The 20,109-nt window shown below is 53.4% G+C and carries 18 protein-coding genes; 11 read left to right on the forward strand and 7 right to left on the reverse strand.

Annotated elements, in window-relative coordinates:
* Positions 1-8: 8 nt before the first annotated feature.
* Both btuF and mtnN read right to left on the reverse strand, forming a co-directional pair.
* Positions 9-818: a vitamin B12 ABC transporter substrate-binding protein BtuF gene (btuF, locus tag QMZ65_RS14970; RefSeq protein ID WP_097118385.1), complete on the reverse strand. Its 810-nt coding sequence runs from the start codon at positions 816-818 to the stop codon at positions 9-11.
* Positions 811-1,509 carry a 5'-methylthioadenosine/S-adenosylhomocysteine nucleosidase gene (mtnN, locus tag QMZ65_RS14975; protein WP_045813812.1) on the reverse strand — a complete coding sequence of 233 codons (699 nt, stop codon included), beginning with the start codon at positions 1,507-1,509 and terminating at the stop codon, positions 811-813. The genes btuF and mtnN overlap by 8 nt, the downstream gene beginning before the upstream one ends.
* A gap of 98 nt (positions 1,510-1,607) precedes the next feature.
* On the opposite strand from mtnN, the gene dgt reads away from it, so the two are divergent.
* The 4 genes from dgt to QMZ65_RS14995 all read left to right on the forward strand — a co-directional run bounded on the left by dgt (position 1,608) and on the right by QMZ65_RS14995 (position 7,376).
* A complete protein-coding gene (dgt, locus tag QMZ65_RS14980; RefSeq protein ID WP_283216246.1) occupies positions 1,608-3,101 on the forward strand; it encodes a dGTPase in 1,494 nt (497 codons plus the stop codon).
* A 136-nt stretch (positions 3,102-3,237) separates the two neighbouring features.
* Entirely contained in the window at positions 3,238-4,683 is a 1,446-nt protein-coding gene (degP, locus tag QMZ65_RS14985) for a serine endoprotease DegP (protein ID WP_034829511.1), read from the forward strand.
* A 241-nt stretch (positions 4,684-4,924) separates the two neighbouring features.
* Positions 4,925-6,082 carry a CdaR family transcriptional regulator gene (locus tag QMZ65_RS14990; RefSeq protein ID WP_034829508.1) on the forward strand — a complete coding sequence of 386 codons (1,158 nt, stop codon included), beginning with the start codon at positions 4,925-4,927 and terminating at the stop codon, positions 6,080-6,082.
* A gap of 25 nt (positions 6,083-6,107) precedes the next feature.
* Positions 6,108-7,376 carry an alginate lyase family protein gene (locus tag QMZ65_RS14995; protein ID WP_283216247.1) on the forward strand — a complete coding sequence of 423 codons (1,269 nt, stop codon included), beginning with the start codon at positions 6,108-6,110 and terminating at the stop codon, positions 7,374-7,376.
* Positions 7,377-7,384: 8 nt separating this feature from the next.
* Here the strand turns inward: QMZ65_RS14995 and QMZ65_RS15000 are convergent, their stop codons facing one another.
* The 5 genes from QMZ65_RS15000 to map form a co-directional block, all read right to left on the reverse strand.
* The gene (locus QMZ65_RS15000; protein WP_283216248.1) at positions 7,385-8,089 is read right to left on the reverse strand and encodes a FadR/GntR family transcriptional regulator; all 705 of its coding nucleotides are present in this window, start codon (positions 8,087-8,089) and stop codon (positions 7,385-7,387) included.
* A gap of 144 nt (positions 8,090-8,233) precedes the next feature.
* Entirely contained in the window at positions 8,234-8,626 is a 393-nt protein-coding gene (locus QMZ65_RS15005; RefSeq protein ID WP_034829501.1) for a DUF3461 family protein, read from the reverse strand.
* Positions 8,627-8,920: 294 nt separating this feature from the next.
* Positions 8,921-9,745: a 2,3,4,5-tetrahydropyridine-2,6-dicarboxylate N-succinyltransferase gene (dapD, locus tag QMZ65_RS15010; RefSeq protein ID WP_038648942.1), complete on the reverse strand. Its 825-nt coding sequence runs from the start codon at positions 9,743-9,745 to the stop codon at positions 8,921-8,923.
* Between the two features lie 76 nt (positions 9,746-9,821).
* Positions 9,822-12,476 (reverse strand): bifunctional uridylyltransferase/uridylyl-removing protein GlnD, encoded by a 2,655-nt coding sequence (glnD, locus tag QMZ65_RS15015; RefSeq protein ID WP_058962066.1) that lies wholly within the window; start codon positions 12,474-12,476, stop codon positions 9,822-9,824.
* A gap of 67 nt (positions 12,477-12,543) precedes the next feature.
* Positions 12,544-13,338: a type I methionyl aminopeptidase gene (gene map, locus QMZ65_RS15020; protein WP_034829494.1), complete on the reverse strand. Its 795-nt coding sequence runs from the start codon at positions 13,336-13,338 to the stop codon at positions 12,544-12,546.
* A 320-nt stretch (positions 13,339-13,658) separates the two neighbouring features.
* On the opposite strand from map, the gene rpsB reads away from it, so the two are divergent.
* From rpsB to cdsA, 7 genes are all read left to right on the forward strand, one after another.
* Complete coding sequence (gene rpsB, locus QMZ65_RS15025) at positions 13,659-14,378, forward strand: 30S ribosomal protein S2 (protein WP_034829491.1); 720 nt, start codon at positions 13,659-13,661, stop codon at positions 14,376-14,378.
* Between the two features lie 181 nt (positions 14,379-14,559).
* Positions 14,560-15,411 carry a translation elongation factor Ts gene (tsf, locus tag QMZ65_RS15030; RefSeq protein WP_034829489.1) on the forward strand — a complete coding sequence of 284 codons (852 nt, stop codon included), beginning with the start codon at positions 14,560-14,562 and terminating at the stop codon, positions 15,409-15,411.
* Between the two features lie 154 nt (positions 15,412-15,565).
* Positions 15,566-16,291 (forward strand): UMP kinase, encoded by a 726-nt coding sequence (gene pyrH / locus QMZ65_RS15035; protein ID WP_034829488.1) that lies wholly within the window; start codon positions 15,566-15,568, stop codon positions 16,289-16,291.
* A 143-nt stretch (positions 16,292-16,434) separates the two neighbouring features.
* Entirely contained in the window at positions 16,435-16,992 is a 558-nt protein-coding gene (gene frr / locus QMZ65_RS15040) for a ribosome recycling factor (RefSeq protein ID WP_034829486.1), read from the forward strand.
* 115 nt (positions 16,993-17,107) lie between these two features.
* Positions 17,108-18,310, forward strand: a complete 1,203-nt coding sequence (gene ispC, locus QMZ65_RS15045) for a 1-deoxy-D-xylulose-5-phosphate reductoisomerase (RefSeq protein WP_283216249.1) — start codon at positions 17,108-17,110, stop codon at positions 18,308-18,310.
* A gap of 166 nt (positions 18,311-18,476) precedes the next feature.
* Positions 18,477-19,229, forward strand: a complete 753-nt coding sequence (gene ispU / locus QMZ65_RS15050) for a (2E,6E)-farnesyl-diphosphate-specific ditrans,polycis-undecaprenyl-diphosphate synthase (protein ID WP_034829480.1) — start codon at positions 18,477-18,479, stop codon at positions 19,227-19,229.
* Positions 19,230-19,247: 18 nt separating this feature from the next.
* A complete protein-coding gene (gene cdsA / locus QMZ65_RS15055) occupies positions 19,248-20,105 on the forward strand; it encodes a phosphatidate cytidylyltransferase (protein WP_034829478.1) in 858 nt (285 codons plus the stop codon).
* The last annotated feature ends 4 nt before the right edge of the window (positions 20,106-20,109 follow it).

Here is a 20,109-nt window from a genome sequence, read left to right on the forward strand (position 1 = left end):
CCGAATCTTTAATCTTTTTTGGTGCTATTTTTCGCCGGATGTAAATCTGCACACAGCTGTTTGGCTGCCAGCAAGATACGTGGACCCGGTCGACTCAGCCAGTCATCGTTAATGGCAATCACCGGCACCGTCAGTTGTGGCTGCCAGAATTTCACGATATTCGCGGCTTGCGCGGGGCCACCGCCGATCACAATCGCCTGAGGATGACGTGCTAATACTTGCTCACGACTCACCTGCGGCCAGCTGACACGGCTGTCGGCAAAGATATTTTTGCCACCGCACAGGGTGATTACCTCGTTTTGCAACGTATTACGCGATGCAGTAAACAGCGGCTGTTGACCAAACTGCAAAAACAGAGGGATCGGCGTGCGTTGTTGATACTGTTTACGCAGATCATCCTCTTGCTGGCGCAGCGCCTGTGCGGCAGCCGCCGCCTGCTGAGGTTGTGGACTCCACGGTTTGAGCGCTGCTAACGCATCAATCATCTGATCAATGGTCTGCGGATCAATCCATTCGACTTTAATGCCCAGACGTTGCAGTTGGTCGATCTGCCGCTGTGGATTACCACCGCGCCAGGCCAGCACCACATCCGGTTTCAGTTGCAGGATGCGCTCGACTTTGATGCCCTGCCAGTTTGCCACCTGCTCCAGCTGATTGGCCTGCGCCGGGAAATCCGAATAAGCACTCACCGCCACCGGCGTAATGCCCGCTGCAAAAGCCAGTTCGGTCAGATGGGGCGATAGCGTGATAACGCGTGGGGCAGCAGCAAACAGGCTATTGCCGATCAGCAATAGCCCCAGCAGCAGATATTTAGCCACGCGCCAGCTGTGCCAGCAGGTTTTCAACCATCAGTGACGATTGTTTAGCGGCAACGACGAGGAACTCATCAAAGCTCAGGTGGGATTCTTTATCTGCGACATCGGAAATCGCGCGCACCACCACAAACGGCACTTTGAACTGATGGCAAACATGACCGATGGCGGTGGCTTCCATCTCCACGGCGATCGCCTGTGGGAAGGTGGTGCGAATGCGTGCCAGAGGTTCAGCACCGTTGATGAAGGCATCACCGCTGACCACTAAGCCGCGCACCGCGTTGAGATCCAGCTGCTTAATCACTTGCTCCGCAGCGGCGATCAGTTTTTCATCCGCCACAAAGGCTGCCGGGCAACCGGCCATCTGGCCAGGTTCGTAACCAAAAGCGGTGACGTCGGCATCGTGATAGCGCACTTCATCGGAAACCACGATATCGCCCACTTTCAGTGAAGCGGCCAGACCACCCGCAGAGCCGGTATTGATCACCAGGTCGGGTTTGCACAGCTCCAGCAACAGGGTCGTGCCGAGCGCCGCCGCGGTTTTACCAATGCCTGATTTCAGCAGAGCAACCTCAACACCGTTCAGCGTGCCGGTATAAATTTCACAACCAGCCAGCGTCAGCGTCTGACGGTTTTCGATTTTGTCACGCAGCAGGGTGACTTCCTGCTCCATCGCGCCAATAATGCCTGCTTTCATAAAGAATCTCGCTGTAGTTATGGATGTAAAGCTTAAAAGTGAGGCATAGTCTACCATGGCTGGCAGAGGATGAATTCACCAAAAAATAAGGGGTAATGATGGCGCCGATCAATTTCAAAAATAAGATCAGTTTCACCCGCCCTTATACCAGCCGCAAAGATCCAGAGGGCGAATACTTTATTACACGGCACTTTGAGAGTGACCGTGGCCGCATCATCAATTCTGCCGCGATCCGCCGCCTGCAACAAAAGACTCAGGTTTTTCCTCTGGAGCGTAATGCAGCGGTGCGTTCACGTTTGACCCACTCGCTGGAAGTGCAGCAAACCGGGCGCTATATCACCAAAGAGATCCTGCAATACCTGAAAACGCAGGGCGGTGGACTGGCAAATTACGGGCTGGAGGAGTTTGAAGGCGCGTTTGAGAGTCTGATTGAGATGGCCTGCCTGCTGCATGATGTGGGTAATCCGCCGTTTGGTCACTTTGGTGAAGCCGCGATCAATGACTGGTTTGACGACAATCTGCCTCTTGAACTCGTGGACCCGCTGGTGGCGGGCGTGGCAGATGAGCATCAGCGCACTGATTTTGACCAGCTAAATGCAATGATTCGTCAGGATTTGTGCCACTTCGAAGGCAATGCGCAGGCGATTCGCCTGGTGCATACGCTGCTGCAGCTTAATCTTAGCTATGCGCAGGTGGCCTGTATTTTAAAATATACCGCCCCCGCATGGTGGCAGGGCGATAAGCCGGCAGAATTTAGCGTGCTGATGAAGAAGCCGGGCTTTTATTTGTCCGAGCGTGAATATGTCGCTGACTTACGCGCAGCCACCGATATTAAAGAGCATCATCGCTATCCACTCACCTGGATTATGGAAGCCGCTGACGATATCTCATACTGTATTGCCGATTTAGATGATGCGGTCGAAAAAGACATTTTTGATGTTGAGACCTTGTATAAGTCTCTGCTCAAAGCCTGGGGGACGGTAAATAGTGGTGATGCGTTCAGTCGCACAGTGAGCGAGGCATGGAAAGAAGCCAACCAGAAAAAACGCCGTAGCCTGAGCGATCAATTTTTCATGTCATTACGGGTTAACGTGCAAAATGTGTTGGTTAGCCATGCCGTGCGCCGTTTTGTCGATAATCTCCCGGCTATTTTTGAAGGAAACTTCAATCATGCGCTGCTGGAAGATGACGGTGATGAAGGCCGTCTGTTGAAATTATTTAAAACCGTGGCGCGCCAGCAGGTATTTAATCATCCGGAAGTTGAGCAACTCGAATTACAAGGTTATCGGGTAATAAAAGGGTTGCTGGAAATCTATCAGTCATTAATGTTGCTGGATTATGAACAATTTACTACGCTGATGAACGACGATTTTCTGCCGAAATATCCGATAGAAACGCGACTGTTCCATAAGCTTTCAGGAAAACATCGCAAAGCTTATCAGCAGCAGATGCGTACACTGATTGTCGAGCATAAATATCAACGTTTGTTGTGGGAGCGTTATTACCGTTCGCGCTTGATTCAGGACTATATCAGCGGAATGACAGACAATTATGCGTGGGATGAGTATCGTCGTTTGATGGCCGTGGAATAAGCCGAGTTTTGTAAAGATGAAGAATAAATTTTTACCTTTGCCCAAAACTTTATTAGGAACTTCGCGCTAAAAACTTAATCTCACCATCACGACCACAGCAATGGTCTGGCCGTAAATCTTAGAGAGACACAGACAAATGAAAAAAAGCACATTAATGTTAAGTGCGCTGGCGCTTAGTCTGGGCATGGCATTGAGCCCTGTCAGTTTCGCGGCGGAAAGTGCTTCCTCCTCGAACCAACAGTTGCCAAGCCTGGCGCCGATGCTGGAAAAAGTGATGCCTTCCGTGGTGAGTATTAGCGTTGAAGGCAGCACCACGGTGAAAACCCCGCGCATGCCGCAGCAATTCCAGCAATTCTTTGGTGATAACTCGCCATTCTGTCAGGACGGTTCGCCATTCCAAAGCTCGCCAATGTGCCAGGGCGGCGGTGATGGTAGCCAGGGCGGTGACAACGGCGGCGCCAATACTCAACAGCAAAAATTCCGTGCACTCGGTTCGGGTGTCGTGATTAATGCCGATAAAGGCTATGTCGTCACCAACAACCATGTGGTAGATAACGCCACCAAAATTCAGGTGCAGCTGAGCGATGGTCGTCGCTATGACGCCAAAGTGATTGGCAAAGATCCACAGTCTGATATCGCTCTGATTCAATTGCAGGACGCGAAAAACCTGACGGCAATTAAGATCGCGGACTCCGATGACCTGCGCGTCGGTGATTACACTGTCGCAATCGGTAACCCGTACGGACTCGGTGAAACAGTAACCTCCGGTATCGTTTCAGCGTTGGGCCGCAGCGGCTTGAACGTCGAGAACTACGAAAACTTCATCCAGACCGATGCTGCCATCAACCGCGGTAACTCCGGTGGTGCGCTGGTGAACCTGAACGGTGAACTGATCGGGATTAACACCGCGATTCTGGCGCCAGACGGCGGCAATATCGGTATCGGCTTTGCTATCCCAAGCGCGATGGTGAAAAACCTGACGGCGCAGATGATCGAGTATGGTCAGGTGAAGCGTGGCGAGCTGGGCATTATGGGTACCGAGCTTAACTCTGAGCTGGCGAAAGCGATGAAAGTCGATGCCCAGCGCGGTGCCTTTGTGAGCCAGGTCCTGCCTAACTCGGCAGCGGCAAAAGCGGGTGTGAAAGCCGGCGATGTCGTGGTGTCGATGAATGGCAAACCGCTGACCAGTTTTGCCGCGCTGCGTGCAGAAGTGGGTTCACTGCCGGTAGGCACTAAACTGCAGCTGGGTCTGTTACGTGACGGTAAACCGGTGACGATTACGGTTGAACTGCAGCAGAGCTCGCAGGAAAAAGTGCAGTCCGCCACGATCTACACCGGCATTGAAGGTGCCGACCTGAGCAACATCGACAGCAACGGCCAGAAAGGCGTGCGCGTGGATAATGTGAAGGCAGGCAGTGCTGCAGCGCGTATTGGTCTGAAGAAAGGTGACGTGATTAGGGGCGTTAACCAGCAGGCGATTGCCAACCTTGGTGAACTGCGCAAAATCCTCGACACCAAACCGTCCGTGCTGGCCCTGAACGTGCAGCGTGGCGACAGCAGCCTCTATCTGCTGATGCAGTAAGTCTGGGATGATTGAACACTGGCGAGCTTCGGCTCGCCTTTTTTGTTTTTGTCAGGCACAGCTGCGCGATTGGCTAGCATCAACACCTTTTTAGTGTGGTCCACATTGTGCAGATGTCCGTTTCGCAATGTGACGCCTACCGCAATTCCCGTATTCTCTATCCGGCTATGTGCAGTTGCACAATGCCAGCCGTGCGTGGGATGCGTATTCTGTCAATTCTTCCCTTTCTCTGGAGTGATTGATGGCCACCTATCATCTCGATGCGCGACTGGCTCAGGATATTGTTGCCCGCACCATGCAAATTATTGACAGTAATGTCAACGTGATGGATGCACGCGGCCGCATTATTGGCAGCGGCGATCGTGAGCGTATTGGCGAATTGCACGAAGGTGCGTTGCTGGTGTTATCGCAGGGAAGGGTAGTGGACATTGATGAGGCCGTGGCGAAACATCTGCACGGCGTGCGTCCTGGCATCAACCTGCCGTTGCGCATTGATGGTGAGATTGTCGGTGTAATTGGCCTGACCGGCCAGCCGGCAGCGCTGCGTCACTACGGTGAACTGGTGTGTATGACCGCCGAAATGATGCTGGAACAAGCGCGGCTGTTGCACATGCTGGCGCAGGATAGCCGTTTGCGCGAAGAGCTGGTGCTGAACCTGATTCGTAGCGATACGCTTTCACCGGCGTTGAGCGAGTGGGCGCAGCGCCTGGGCATCGATCTCAATCAACCGCGCGTGGTGGCGGTGGTGGAAGTCGACAGCGGCCAGCTTGGCGTTGACAGTGCGATGTCGGAATTGCAGCATTTACAAACTCTGCTGACAACGCCGGATCGTGACAACCTGATTGCTATCGTTTCACTCACTGAAATGGTGGTGTTGAAGCCGGCGCTCAACGCCCACGGCCGTTACGATCAAGACGATCACCGCCGTCGCGTGGATCAGTTATTACAGCGTATGAAAGAGAGTGGGCAGGTGCGAATGCGCATCGCGCTGGGTAATTTCTTTACCGGTCCCGGCAGTATTGCGCGTTCCTACCGTACGGCGCGCACCACCATGATGGTGGGTAAACAGCGCATGCCGGAACAGCGCAGCTTCTTCTATCAGGATTTGGTGCTGCCCGTACTGCTGGATAGCCTGCGCGGTGGCTGGCAAGCGAATGAACTGGCGCGCCCGTTGGCGAAACTCAAAGCCAATGATAATAATGGATTATTGCGACGTACGCTGGTGGCGTGGTTCAGTCATAACGTGCAGCCAAGCGCCACGGCACGCGCACTATTTATCCATCGTAATACGCTCGAGTATCGCCTGAACCGCATCTCCGAGCTGACCGGATTAAACCTCGGCAATTTTGACGATCGATTGCTGCTGTATGTGGCGCTGCAACTGGATGAACAGAGCTAATCCTTAGCAGGGCCAGGAGAGGAAGATGCCCCGTTTGAATGTGCGCCTGATCTGGCTGTTGGCCGGCTTGCTGATGACCGCGACCTGTCATGCCAAAGCTGTTTCGCTGGCCTTTTTATCTGGCGAAGAGATGCAACAGACGCGAACTGCGCTGCAAAATCATCAGGCTGCGCCACAGACTGAGCAGGCGTGGCAGCAACTCAAGCAGGCTGCCGATCGCGCGCTTAATCAGCCCAATCCCAGCGTGACGCAGAAAGGGATGTTACCTCCCAGCGGTTCCCGCCATGATTATCTCAGCCTGAGTGCCTACTGGTGGCCGAATCCCGACAAGCCCAATGGCTTGCCATGGGAACGCCGTGATGGTGCGGTCAATCCGGCGAGTAAAAACGACCAAAGCGATGGTGTGCGTCTGGCTCGTTTCACCGCAGACGTGCAGGCATTGGCGCTTGCCTGGTATTTCTCCGGCGAAACCCGTAATGCAGCCAAAGCCCAATCGATGATTCGCAGCTGGTTCATCGATCCCACCACCCGCATGAATCCCAATCTTAATTATGCTCAGGGTGTGCCGGGTAAGGCTGAGGGCCGACACACCGGTGTGCTGGATGGGCGTTACTTTGCCACGCGCATAGTGGATGCACTGCAGCTACTGCACGATTCGCCCGGCTGGCACCCGCAGGATCAGGCTGCGATACATGCATGGTTTAGCGATTATCTCGGCTGGCTATTGCACAGTCAGTTGGCACAAGGCGAGCGTGATGCACCTAATAACCATGGCAGTTGGTATGCCGCACAGGTGGCGGGCATCGCGTGGTATTTGCATCAACCTCAGGTGATTAAGCAGATGGTGGTTTTAGCTCAGGATAAAATCGCCGGGCAAATTCGTACGGACGGAACGCAGCCAATGGAACTGGCACGCACACGCTCGTTCCACTATAGCTATTTCAATTTGCAGGCTCTGACCAGCCTCGCGCAACTGGCACAGCGAAGCGGCGCGGGCGATCTTTGGCACTATCAACAGCAGAGCGGTTCATTGTTGAGTGCGCTGAATTATATGGCACCGTTTAGTGATGACAGCAAAACCTGGCCATGGAAAAATCGCGATCGTGTCAGTCTGCGCTTGATTCCACTGCTCTCGCTCACGGATCGCAGCCTGAACAGCGACCGTTTTCAGCCCTGGATTCATCGCGCGATCGAAACGCAATCGACGGCCCCTATCAGCCCAGCAGCGCGCGGTTCGGAAAGAGAAGCGCTGCGTGATCTGTGGTTGTTATCGCGCCCACCCACGTATCGGTGAGGGGAAAGTTATAGCCGAGGCTGTGTGCTGTTAAGCATTAGATTCATCGACGCCCTGTGCGCCGCATCGGCATCGCCGATCATGATCGCTTCATAAATCTTGCGGTGTTCGTCCAAAAAAATATCCTGCGCGCTGGAAGGCCAGGTAAAAAAGCATTTAAAAATGGTTTCCAGCAAATTACCGAACGGGATGTAAAAACAGTTGTCGGTAGAGTGAAAGATCAGGCGATGAAAGGCACTGTCTGCCTCCAGCCAGCGAGCAAGATCGAATGAACTTGCGGCGCAAACGGCGATCATTTCGCGGAATAACACAGAGAGTTCAGTGCGCTGTGCCTGAGTGGCGTGTAGCGCAGCCAGTCGGGCGGCCTGCGGTTCAATGGCCTCACGGAAGGCCAGAAACTGTTGGTACATCTCCGCCGTTGATTCAATGCCCTGCATCCATTCCAGCAGTTGCACATCAAGCAAATTCCAGTAAGTGCGGTCGCGCACGTGCGTGCCGAGCTTAGGCCGCGATTCTAATAATCCCTTTGAAGATAACAGCTTGAGCGCTTCACGCACGGCAGTTCTGCTGACGCCAAAGTGGCTGCACAGCTCGATTTCGCTGGGCAGAACATCACCAGCCTTTAGCGTTCCAGAGAGAATTTTCTGCGCGAGGTCACCGGCGATATGAACATCCAGACCGCGCTGTCCTGAGGTGATGGCTGCAAATTGCATGGTTTTTGTGATACCTGAAGTCAGACATAACCCGATACTAGCCAGGGATTATGAATTCAGATAGGTGAAACAGGCCCAGATAAAACTGAATTAAGGCAAAAAAAAGGCCAGCATAAGCTGGCCCTGGGAATGCGGGGGAGGAAATTAACGACCGTTGCGGGTCAGTTGATCCAGATCGGATTCAATTTCAGCGATCTTATTGGATACCACGTTTTCCAGATGACGCAGATCAGCAAGGATTTTGCGTTTCAGATCGACTTCAACCTGATCGCGCTGGCAAATCTGGTCCAGTTCGTCGATCACGTAACGCAGGTTCGGGCTGATTTCCTGTACTTCTTTATAGCCCTGGCTGGTGTGATCGGCGACGACAGTTTTGCGCTGACGCGGGTATTTGAATTTCACGCTTTTGGCGAAGAATTCACCTTTGTCTTTACGGAAGTAGATTTTCAGAATGTCGTTGCTGGCTTCCTGACGCAGGCTGTAACGGTCGATGTCTTCAGGAGAGCTGATACCTAAGCTTTTCAGGTTGTCGTACATAGCGTTTATATTCCATCTAAGAGTGGGTGAGCGCGCAGGACTATCATCATCATTCGGGATGCGGCAGATACGCAGCAACCGGAACGCTTACGGCATACTTAATCAACTGTAGACACAAAAACCGGGATGAACAGTGCGCGACCGGAGTTAACTGGCGCGGATTATGAACTGTTTGAAAAATAAACGCACCAGTTAATTCGCGGCGCGAAGCAGGTTGTTTGGGTGAGAGTGTAAAGAAAAAATTACGGGCCCGAATACAGGCCCGTTGGCAGGGTAACCGGACTAATTTCCGACTTAGTCGATGGTACGCAGCAGTTCGTTGATGCCGGTTTTCGCCAGCGTTTTAGCGTCCACTTTCTTCACAATTACGGCGCAGTACAGGCTATAGCTACCATCTTTAGACGGCAGGTTGCCCGATACCACCACTGAACCCGCTGGCACGCGGCCGTAATGCACTTCGCCAGTTTCACGATCGTAGATTTTGGTGCTCTGACCGATGTAAACGCCCATGGAGATCACTGAACCTTCTTCCACGATCACGCCTTCAACGATTTCAGAACGTGCGCCGATGAAGCAGTTGTCTTCGATGATGGTTGGGTTAGCCTGCAGTGGCTCCAGAACACCGCCGATGCCGACGCCGCCAGACAGGTGAACGTTTTTGCCGATCTGCGCACAAGAACCCACGGTGGCCCAGGTGTCAACCATGGTGCCTTCATCAACGTAAGCGCCGATGTTGACGTAAGAAGGCATCAGCACGGTGTTACGTGCAATGAACGCGCCCTGACGCACGGCAGCAGGGGGGACAACGCGGAAGCCCGCATTTTTGAAGCGTGCTTCATCCCAGTTCGCGAACTTCATTGGGACTTTGTCGTAGAAACGGGTTTCTGCGCCTTCCATCACCTGGTTGTCATTGATGCGGAACGACAGCAGCACTGCTTTCTTCAGCCACTGATGCGTTACCCACTCTCCGTTGATCTTTTCAGACACGCGCAGTTCGCCGCTATCCAGCAGGCCAATAACCTGTTCGATGGCTTCACGGGTCACGCTGTCCACGCTGGCTGGCGTGATATCGGCGCGGCGCTCAAAGGCAGATTCAATAACGCTCTGTAACTGTTGCATAATAATTTCCTGAGTCTGTCATACGGGTGCCAGCGTCGCGCTGACACAGAGAATTAAGTCGATAAATCGATTGCGGTCACACTTTATCGTTTGGATTGAGGGCCTCTGTCAACCGTTGTTGCAGCACATTGCGCATTTCGACATCAAGTGCGCGCCGTTCGCTGTCCGCCAGGATGAAAAGATCCTCAACTCGTTCGCCAATCGTACTGATGCGCGCGCCGTGCAGAGAAACGCCGAGGTCGGCAAACACTTCCCCTACACGCGCCAGCAAGCCTGGTTGATCCAGCGCGACCAGCTCCAGATAGCTACGACGATCGGTGTGCGTCGGCAGGAAATTCACTTCGGTATCGACACTGAAGTGCTTGAGGCGAGCAGACTGGCGACGTGTTCGCGGCGGCACCCATTCGGTTTGGGTAATCGCTTGCTCCAGTGCCTGCATAATCATCGGATGACGATCGGCGGCCAGCGGACTGCCATCCGGTTCCAGCACAATAAAGGTATCCATCGCCATGCCGTCGCGGCTGGTAAAGATCTGAGCATCGTGCACACTCAGGTTTCTGCGGTCGAGTTCACCGGCTACTGCGGCAAACAGGTGAGGGCGGTCCGGGCTCCAGATAAAGATTTCAGTCCCGCCGCGAGTGGCCTGCGGGCTGACCAGCACCAGCGGCTTTGTAAGGTCATGGTCGATCAGATGACGCGCGTGCCATGCCAGTTGATTCGGCGTGTGACGCAGGAAATAGTCAGCACGGCAGCGGCTCCAGATATGGTGCAGGCGCTCTTCGTTAAGGTTTTCCATCCGTAACAGCGCGAGAGCCTGTAAGCGATGATGACGCACGCGTTCGCGCAAGTCCGGGCTGTTTTCCATACCGCGACGCAGCTGTTTTTCGGTCGCGAAGAACAATTCACGCAGCAGGCTCTGCTTCCAGCTGTTCCACAGACTTTCGTTAGTGGCGCAGATGTCGGCCACGGTGAGACACACCAGATAACGCAGGCGGTTTTCATTCTGCATGACTTCAGCGAATTGCTGAATCACCGTCGGGTCCTGAATATCACGGCGCTGGGCGGTGACCGACATCAACAGATGATGGCGCACCAGCCAGGCCACCAACTGCGTTTCCCGCGAGTTGAGCCCGTGCAATTCGGCAAAATCAAGCGCGTCCTGCGCCCCCAGAATCGAGTGGTCACCGCCGCGCCCTTTGGCAATATCGTGCAATAAGGCAGCCATCAGCAGCAGTTCGATCTGTGGCAAACGCGGCCAGAGTTCTACACACAATGGGTGCATCGGACGCGTGGCTTCGTTGGCGAAACTTTCCAGCTTTTGCAGGACGCGAATGGTGTGCTCATCCACCGTGTAAGCATGGAACAGGTCAAACTGCATCTGGCCGACAATATTGCCCCACAGCGGCGTATACGCCCAAAGGACACTGTGGCGATGCATCGGCACCAGCGCCCGCTTTACCGCGCCCGGATGGCGCAGAATCGCCATAAAGGTGTCACGCGCTTCGGCAATCTGGCACAGCGGCTGCTTCAGATGACGACGCGCATGGCGTAAATGACGTAGCGTGGTGGAGTAAATGCCGGTGATGTTCTCATTACGTACCATCACATAGAACATGCGCAGAATGGCCTGCGGTTCACGTTCGAACAACGTGGGGTCACGCAGATCAATCAAATTGCCGCGCAGCTGGAAATCATCATCAATGCTGCGCGGTTTCTCGGTGGTGGAGAGCGCGAGGATCGCTTCATCAAACAGCTGCAGCAGCATCTGATTGAGCTCACCAATGCGGCGCGTCACCCGGTAAAAATCTTTCATCATGCGCTCAACCGGCTCATTGCCTTCGCCGAGATAGTTGAGCCGCTGTGCCACAGTGAGCTGGCGATCAAACAACAATCGATTGTCGTAGCGTGTGAGCGTTAAGTGCAGCGCGAAGCGAATTCGCCAGAGGAACTCCTGGCATTCATTGATCTCATTACGTTCGGCTTCCGTGATAAAGCCAAAACCGACCATTTCATCCATGGTGGTGGCACCGAAATGGCGGCGCGCCACCCACTGTAAGGTGTGGATGTCGCGCAGGCCGCCCGGGCTGCTTTTAATATCGGGTTCGAGATTGTAGCTGGTGCCGTGGTAGCGCTGATGACGTTCCTGCTGCTCTTCAATCTTGGCCGCGAAAAAGCGAGAGGACGGCCAGAAGCCATCGCTGAAAATGTTCTTCTGCAACTCAAGGAACAGGGCGACATCGCCTGTCAGCATGCGGGATTCGATCAGGTTGGTCGCGACGGTAAGATCGGACAACCCCTCCAGTAAGCACTCTTCCAGCGTGCGCACACTGTGGCCAACTTCGAGTTTTAAATCCCACATCAGCGTCAGGAGTTCGCTGGTGCGTTGCGCGGCCGCATCATCCAGTGGCTGGCGGCTGAGTATCAAGACATCGATATCGGAGAGCGGATGCAGTTCACCACGGCCATAGCCGCCCACCGCAACCAACGCAATCTCTTTCATTTTATCGAAGCCGTAGAAGCGCCACAGTCGGCGCAACAGACGATCGATAAATAGCGTGCGGGCATCAATCAGTGATTCAACGTCAGTACCGGCATCAAAGGCCATACCGAGATGCTGCTGGAATTGCTCCAGATAGAGTTTTAATTTGTCACGCGTCAGGGCTTCATCGGGCCAGCTGGCGGGGGAATCAGTCAGGCCTTTGTGTACTGCTTCGGTCACGCTACCACTCATCGACATGCCTCGTAAGCGCCATAAAAAAGGCCGGCATTATGCCGGCCTGGTACTGTCTTGAAGAACGTTACGCGTTGTTTTCGAGCACCGCAGCAATGGTGTCATCTTCACGCAGCGTAAGAATCTCACAGCCGTTTTCTGTCACCACAATAGTATGCTCATACTGCGCGGACAAGCTGCGATCTTTGGTTTTTACGGTCCAGCCATCCTTCATGGTGCGGATACGATAATCACCGGCATTGACCATCGGCTCTACGGTAAAGGTCATCCCCGCCTGCAACACCACGCCGCCGTCATCGGCATCATAGTGCAACACTTGTGGTTCTTCGTGGAAACCTTTGCCGATCCCGTGGCCGCAGTATTCACGTACCACAGAGAAATCCTGTGCTTCAACATATTGCTGAATCGCACGGCCCAGCTCGCGCAGGCGGATGCCCGGTTTAACCAGACGCAGTGCAATGTAGAGGCTTTCCTGGGTGACACGGCACAAGCGCTCGCCTTGAATAGTCGGTTTGCCGACGATGAACATCTTCGAGGTATCGCCGTGATACTCGTCTTTGATCACCGTGACGTCAACGTTGACTACATCGCCATCTTTTAAAACGCGGTCATCGCTCGGGATGCCGTGGCACACCACTTCATTAACCGAAATACACACCGATTTCGGGAAGCCGTGATAGCCAAGGCAGGCTGAGATAGCCTGCTGCTTATTCGTGATGTGATCGTGGCAGAGGCGGTCGAGTTCACCTGTGGTCACACCCGGCACCACGTGCGGGGCGATCATTTCCAGCACTTCAGCAGCCAGACGGCCCGCCACGCGCATTTTTTCGATTTCTTCAGGGGTTTTGATTGAAATGGCCATTAAATAATCCGCAATTGCCGACATTTTCGACAATAATGAGTTCTGTGGCAGTCATGTTAGCAGTCAGTCATTAGGCTGCCAAATCGGGATGACTCCTCGCTCACGCTGCTAACAACTGTTGGCGTATTCCTGCGCGTTATGGTATAAAGCGCGCCGACGATTCTCTGTCACCTTCGTTTTGTTGGCTGGCAGGAAACGCATAAAACTCATTATGTGTACTAAAACACACATGTATCGACACATACGCCGGGGTGCCTTGAAAGAGGTCGGTTGTATGGGATACATGGAGGCCCAACCCCAATCATACTTTAGAGGTAATCATGGCAACTGTTTCAATGCGCGACATGCTCAAGGCTGGTGTTCACTTTGGTCACCAGACCCGTTACTGGAACCCGAAAATGAAGCCATTCATCTTCGGTGCTCGTAACAAGGTTCACATCATCAACCTTGAGAAAACTGTACCAATGTTCAACGAAGCTCTGGCTGAGTTGCAGAAGATCTCTTCACGTAAAGGCAAAATCCTTTTCGTTGGTACTAAGCGCGCTGCTGCCGAAGCGGTAAAAGAGTCAGCTCTGAGCTGCGACCAGTTCTTCGTTAACCACCGCTGGTTGGGTGGTATGCTGACCAACTGGAAAACTGTTCGTCAGTCAATCAAGCGTCTGAAAGATCTGGAAACTCAGTCTCAGGACGGTACTTTCGACAAACTGACCAAAAAAGAAGCACTGATGCGTGCTCGTGAACTGGCCAAGCTGGAAAACAGCCTGGGCGGTATCAAAGATATGGGCGGTCTGCCGGATGCACTGTTCGTTGTTGACGCTGACCACGAACACATCGCAATCAAAGAAGCAAACAACCTGGGTATCCCAGTATTTGCTATCGTTGATACCAACTCTGATCCAGATGGCGTTGATTTCGTTATCCCAGGTAACGACGATGCGATCCGTGCTGTAAGCCTGTACCTGACTGCTGTTGCGACCACCGTGCGCGAAGGCCGTTCACAGGATCTGGCTGAGCAGGCTGAAGAAGCTGCTGAAGCTTAATAAGGTTCGCTCTTTCTAAGAGCCCTTAGACATCAGATGTTATCTGTTAAGGGGGCCGCACAGGCCCCTTTTATTTATCTAAGTTTGTCACGCTTCTTTCGGGTAAGCGGGGCAGAGTAAATTTTCCGCAACAAGTTTCTGACAGTGTTAACGCACACAGAGACGAATCGAGGATTCTGGAATGGCTGAAATTACCGCTGCATTGGTAAAAGAACTGCGTGAGCGTACTGGCGCAGGCATGATGGATTGCAAAAAAGCGCTGACCGAAGCGAACGGCGACATCGAGCTGGCGATTGAGAACATGCGTAAATCTGGCGCGATCAAAGCCGCTAAGAAAGCAGGCAACGTTGCTGCTGACGGCGTGATCAAAACCAAAATCGCTGATGGTTTCGCAGTGATTCTGGAAGTTAACTGCCAGACTGACTTCGTTGCTAAAGATGCTGGATTCCAGGCTTTCGCTGACAAAGTGCTGGATGCAGCTGTTGCTGGTAAAGTGACTGATGTTGAAGCTCTGAAAGCGCAGTTCGAAGAAGAACGCGTAGCGCTGGTTGCTAAAATCGGTGAGAACATCAACATCCGTCGTGTTGCTATCCTGGAAGGTGCTCAGCTGAACAGCTACCAGCACGGCGCACGTATCGGCGTAGTGGTTTCTACCACCGGTGCTGATGAAGAGCTGAGCAAGCAAGTTGCGATGCACGTTGCGGCAAGCAAGCCAGAATTCGTTAAGCCAGAAGACGTGTCTGCTGATGTGGTTGAGAAAGAGTACCAGGTTCAGCTGGACATCGCCATGCAGTCTGGCAAGCCTAAAGAAATCGCAGAGAAAATGGTTGAAGGCCGCATGAAGAAATTCACCGGCGAAGTTTCTCTGACCGGTCAGGCTTTCGTTATCGATCCAAGCAAAACTGTTGGCCAGGCTCTGAAAGAGAAAGGCGCAGACGTGATTAACTTCATCCGCTTCGAAGTGGGCGAAGGCATCGAGAAAGTTGAAGCTGACTTCGCAGCAGAAGTTGCTGCAATGTCCAAACAGTCTTAATGCTCCGAAAGAACCGCCGGAAGGCGGTTCTTTTTTGTCTGCGTTTTGCGTGGACCACTTTTCAGTCTCATCCCAATAGCTTTTTTCGTTCGCTAAGCGGATGATCGATCAGATTTAACTTCTCATTCATCATATCTTCCAGGAAGAATTGACCATGGCGACCAACGCAAAACCTGTATATCAACGTATCCTGCTAAAACTGAGTGGCGAAGCACTGCAAGGTGCCGAAGGTTTTGGTATTGACGCGAGCGTGCTTGACCGTATGGCGCAAGAGGTGAAAGAGCTGGTTGAGCTGGGCATCCAGGTGGGTGTGGTTATTGGTGGCGGTAACCTGTTCCGTGGCGCTGGCCTGGCACAGGCAGGCATGAACCGTGTGGTCGGCGATCACATGGGTATGCTGGCAACCGTGATGAACGGTCTGGCAATGCGAGACGCATTGCACCGTGCGTATGTTAACGCGCGTCTGATGTCCGCGATTCCGCTGAATGGCGTATGTGATAACTACAGCTGGGCAGAAGCGATCAGCCTGCTGCGCAATAACCGCGTGGTGATTTTCGCCGCCGGTACTGGCAACCCGTTCTTTACCACTGACTCCGCCGCTTGTCTGCGTGGCATCGAAATCGAAGCCGATGTGGTATTGAAAGCCACCAAAGTTGACGGTGTTTATTCAGATGATCCGGTGAAAAACCCGGACGCGACGCTGTATGAACAGCTGACCTATGGCGAAGTACTGGATAAAGAGCTGAAAGTGATGGATCTGGCGGCCTTTACATTGGCTCGCGACCATCAACTGCCGATCCGCGTCTTCAACATGAACAAGCCTGGCGCACTGCGTCGCGTAGTGATGGGTGAAAAAGAAGGCACTCTGATTACGCATTAATACCCGACGCAAGATAAAATAAGGTATATTCTGTTGGCGCGATGCAGTGGCATCGCGCAGCTTTCAGGATGATCGATGTTTATCGATACCACTTCCGGGCTGCCCGGAGATGGCCAGGTCAAACCGAATCCAAGGGTTTTAACGTGATTAACGACATTAAAAAAGATGCCGACACGCGCATGGAAAAATGCGTGGAAGCATTCAAAAACCAAATCAGCAAAGTGCGCACCGGTCGTGCTTCGCCTTCACTGCTCGACGGCATTATGGTGCCTTACTACGGTACACCTACGCCATTGCGTCAGCTGGCTAGCGTCACGGTAGAAGATTCTCGTACGCTGAAAATCAACGTGTTTGACCGCTCACTGAGCCCGGCCGTTGAAAAAGCGATTATGGCATCTGACCTGGGTCTGAACCCAAGCTCAGCAGGTACCGATATTCGTGTGCCACTGCCAGCGCTGACCGAAGAGCGTCGTAAAGATCTGATCAAGGTCGTGCGTGGTGAAGCGGAGCAGGGGCGTGTTTCTGTTCGTAACGTGCGCCGCGATGCTAACGACAAGATCAAAGCGCTGCTGAAAGACAAAGAGATCAGCGAAGACGACGAACGTCGCTCGCAGGATGAGATCCAGAAAATGACCGATGGCTATATCAAAAATGTTGATGTCGCATTGGCCGAAAAAGAAAAGGAACTGATGGATTTCTAATTCCATCTACTGCCTTTAAAAACGCCGTTCAGAGACGTTGTGCGACTCTGGCGGCGTTTTACATTGTGCCTGGCGCTGTTGCAGGCACGATCCACGACGTCACAGGGATAGCATGATGAAGCGATTAACTCTGCTGGGTTCCACCGGCTCGATTGGTACCAGCACACTGGCAGTCATCGCAGCCAATCCAGACTTGTACCAGGTCACCGCGTTGGTGGCGGGTCAAAACGTAGCGCTGATGGCTGAACAGTGTCAGCAATTTACCCCACGCTATGCGGCGATGTCTGATGAAGCCTCCGCACAAGCGCTGCGTGAGCGACTGAGAGCATTGAATCTTCCTACCGAAGTGCTCTCCGGCGTTCAGGCGGCTTGCGAGCTGGCGGCACTCGATGAAGTGGATCAGGTGATGGCGGCTATTGTTGGCGCCTCCGGGCTGCAACCCACACTTGCCGCAATTCGTGCTGGCAAAACCGTTTTACTCGCGAACAAAGAGTCACTTGTCACGTGCGGCCGCCTGTTTATGGAGGCTGTGCGTCATCACAAGGCACAGCTGTTGCCGGTCGACAGCGAGCACAACGCCATTTTTCAGAGTTTACCCGCTTCCATACAGCATCAGTTGGGGTACGCTGATCTGCGAGAGAATGGCATTGATTCTATTCTCCTTACGGGATCGGGTGGTCCTTTTCGTGACACGCCATTAGCGGATTTGGCCGCTATGTCGCCAGATCAAGCGTGCGCACATCCGAACTGGTCAATGGGGCGTAAAATCTCCGTTGATTCGGCCACCATGATGAATAAAGGTCTTGAATACATTGAAGCCCGCTGGCTATTTAATGCCACTGACGCACAGATGGAAGTCATCCTGCATCCGCAGTCGGTGATTCACTCCATGGTGCGTTACTGCGATGGCAGTGTGCTGGCGCAGCTAGGGTCGCCTGATATGCGAACCCCTATCGCGCACAGCATGGCATGGCCAGCACGTATTTCGGCCGGCGTAACGCCACTCGATTTCACGCGAATGAAGTCACTGACGTTTGCTGAGCCGGACTATGAGCGCTATCCCTGCCTGAAGCTGGCAATCGATGCTTGCTCAACAGGGCAGGCCGCCACCACCACGCTGAATGCGGCAAACGAAGTGGCCGTTGCGGCATTTCTGCAGCATCAGATTCGCTTTACCGACATCGCCGCCATCAACAGCGAAGTGCTGACGTCCCTGATATGCCAGGAGCCGGGCAGCATTGAGGATGTGATGGAGATCGATCGGTTAGCGCGTATCTGTGCCACAGAATTGCTACCACGCTTTCGTTTAGCAGGTTGATACTTCCCGCTATTTGTTCGCTCAGGGTGAAAATGGTATAGTCGCTCGCTCGCGTTTTTCGGCCCGACATTGTTTCGATGTCATCTGGTAGCGATGCCGGGGTTTGCCGCAGGCGCAATGTATTCAGAAACCACAGCATTTCTGATGAAAGGAATTATTACGCGTTATGTCGTCCAACAATCACAACACAATCGATGACGAGTCGTACTGCACGCCACGTCACGTGGCCATCATTATGGATGGTAATGGTCGCTGGGCAAAAAATCAGGGCAAACTGCGTATTTCAGGCCACAAAGCCGGGGTAAAATCAGTACGCCGGGCCGTCAGCTTTGCGGTCAGCCATAAACTGGAAGCGCTCACGCTCTATGCGTTCAGCAGTGAAAACTGGAGCCGACCGGTACAGGAAGTGACGGCCTTAATGGAATTGTTTGTCTGGGCGCTCGACAGCGAAGTCAAAAGCCTGCACAAGCATAACGTGCGTCTGCGCGTGATTGGCGATATCAGTCGTTTCAATAATCGTATTCAGGAACGCATTCGTCGCGCCGAGGAACTGACTCAGCAAAATAATGGACTCACCCTCAACATTGCTGCCAACTATGGTGGCCGTTGGGATATTATCCAGGGTGCCAGAAAACTGGCTGAACAGGTTCAGGAAGGTTTATTACGTCCTGACCAGATAACCGAAGAAAGTCTGGCTCCCTATCTGTGTATGCAGGAGCTGGCGCCGGTGGATTTAGTGATAAGGACCGGGGGAGAGCATCGGATTAGCAACTTCCTGCTGTGGCAGATTGCCTATGCTGAGTTTTGGTTTACCGATGTTCTTTGGCCTGATTTTGATGAACACGTTTTTGAAGGTGCACTGAATGCATTCTCTTCGCGGGAGCGACGCTTTGGCGGCGCGGCACCAGGCGGCGCCTGAGCAATCTGGGGGTAACCTTTGCTGAAGTCTCGTCTGATCACCGCGTTTATTCTGATTCCGCTGGTGATCGCTGCTCTGTTTTGGTTACCGCTGTCCGGATTTGCGATTACCACTATCATCATCTGTATGCTTGCCGCCTGGGAATGGGGGCAGCTGGCGGGTATGAAGACACGTCAGCAGCGTATCTGGCTCGCCGTGTTATGCGGTTTATTGCTCTCAGTGATGCTGTTCACCCTGCAACCCTATCAACGCAATCTGCACCAGTTCCAGATGGAGGGCTCACTTTGGGCCGCGCTGGGATGGTGGATTGTCGCCCTGTTTCTCGTGCTGTTTTATCCTGCCTCTGCGGCGTTGTGGCGCACTTCGCGCCCACTCCGCGTGTTATTCGGCATCCTGACCGTGATTCCCTTCTTCTGGGGCATGATGGCGCTGCGCCAGTATCATTACGATACCGATCACTTTGCGGGAGCATGGTGGTTGCTGTTTGTGATGCTGCTGGTCTGGGGCGCAGATTCTGGCGCTTACATGTTTGGCCGTTTGTTTGGTAAACATAAGCTGGCGCCAAAAGTGTCACCGGGTAAAACCTGGGAAGGCTTCTTTGGCGGCCTGCTGTCATCCGCGATTATCGCCTGGCTGTTTGCGCTGCTGGCTCCGCTTTCTGTGGCGCCGGGTACGCTGATTATCTGTGCCGTTATTGCTACGCTGGCTTCGGTTCTGGGGGATCTGACCGAGAGCATGTTCAAACGTGAAGCGGGCATCAAAGACAGCGGTAACTTGATTCCGGGTCACGGTGGTATCCTCGATCGTATCGACAGCCTGACCGCTGCGGTGCCGGTTTTTGCCTGCCTGCTGCTGCTGGTGTTCCGCACCCTCTGAGGAT

The sequence above is a fragment of the Pantoea sp. EABMAA-21 genome (genome assembly GCF_030053335.1).
GTDB classification, from domain to species: Bacteria; Pseudomonadota; Gammaproteobacteria; order Enterobacterales; family Enterobacteriaceae; genus Pantoea; species Pantoea communis.

Bases quoted from the DNA above. Each gene is read 5' to 3' on its own strand.
- mtnN (WP_045813812.1), bottom strand. From the start codon at position 1,509: ATGAAAGCAGGCATTATTGGCGCGATGGAGCAGGAAGTCACCCTGCTG.
- dgt (WP_283216246.1), top strand. From the start codon at position 1,608: ATGGCGCCGATCAATTTCAAAAATAAGATCAGTTTCACCCGCCCTTAT.
- degP (WP_034829511.1), top strand. From the start codon at position 3,238: ATGAAAAAAAGCACATTAATGTTAAGTGCGCTGGCGCTTAGTCTGGGC.
- QMZ65_RS14990 (WP_034829508.1), top strand. From the start codon at position 4,925: ATGGCCACCTATCATCTCGATGCGCGACTGGCTCAGGATATTGTTGCC.
- QMZ65_RS14995 (WP_283216247.1), top strand. From the start codon at position 6,108: ATGCCCCGTTTGAATGTGCGCCTGATCTGGCTGTTGGCCGGCTTGCTG.
- QMZ65_RS15000 (WP_283216248.1), bottom strand. From the start codon at position 8,089: ATGCAATTTGCAGCCATCACCTCAGGACAGCGCGGTCTGGATGTTCAT.
- QMZ65_RS15005 (WP_034829501.1), bottom strand. From the start codon at position 8,626: ATGTACGACAACCTGAAAAGCTTAGGTATCAGCTCTCCTGAAGACATC.
- dapD (WP_038648942.1), bottom strand. From the start codon at position 9,745: ATGCAACAGTTACAGAGCGTTATTGAATCTGCCTTTGAGCGCCGCGCC.
- glnD (WP_058962066.1), bottom strand. From the start codon at position 12,476: ATGAGTGGTAGCGTGACCGAAGCAGTACACAAAGGCCTGACTGATTCC.
- map (WP_034829494.1), bottom strand. From the start codon at position 13,338: ATGGCCATTTCAATCAAAACCCCTGAAGAAATCGAAAAAATGCGCGTG.
- rpsB (WP_034829491.1), top strand. From the start codon at position 13,659: ATGGCAACTGTTTCAATGCGCGACATGCTCAAGGCTGGTGTTCACTTT.
- tsf (WP_034829489.1), top strand. From the start codon at position 14,560: ATGGCTGAAATTACCGCTGCATTGGTAAAAGAACTGCGTGAGCGTACT.
- pyrH (WP_034829488.1), top strand. From the start codon at position 15,566: ATGGCGACCAACGCAAAACCTGTATATCAACGTATCCTGCTAAAACTG.
- ispC (WP_283216249.1), top strand. From the start codon at position 17,108: ATGAAGCGATTAACTCTGCTGGGTTCCACCGGCTCGATTGGTACCAGC.
- ispU (WP_034829480.1), top strand. From the start codon at position 18,477: ATGTCGTCCAACAATCACAACACAATCGATGACGAGTCGTACTGCACG.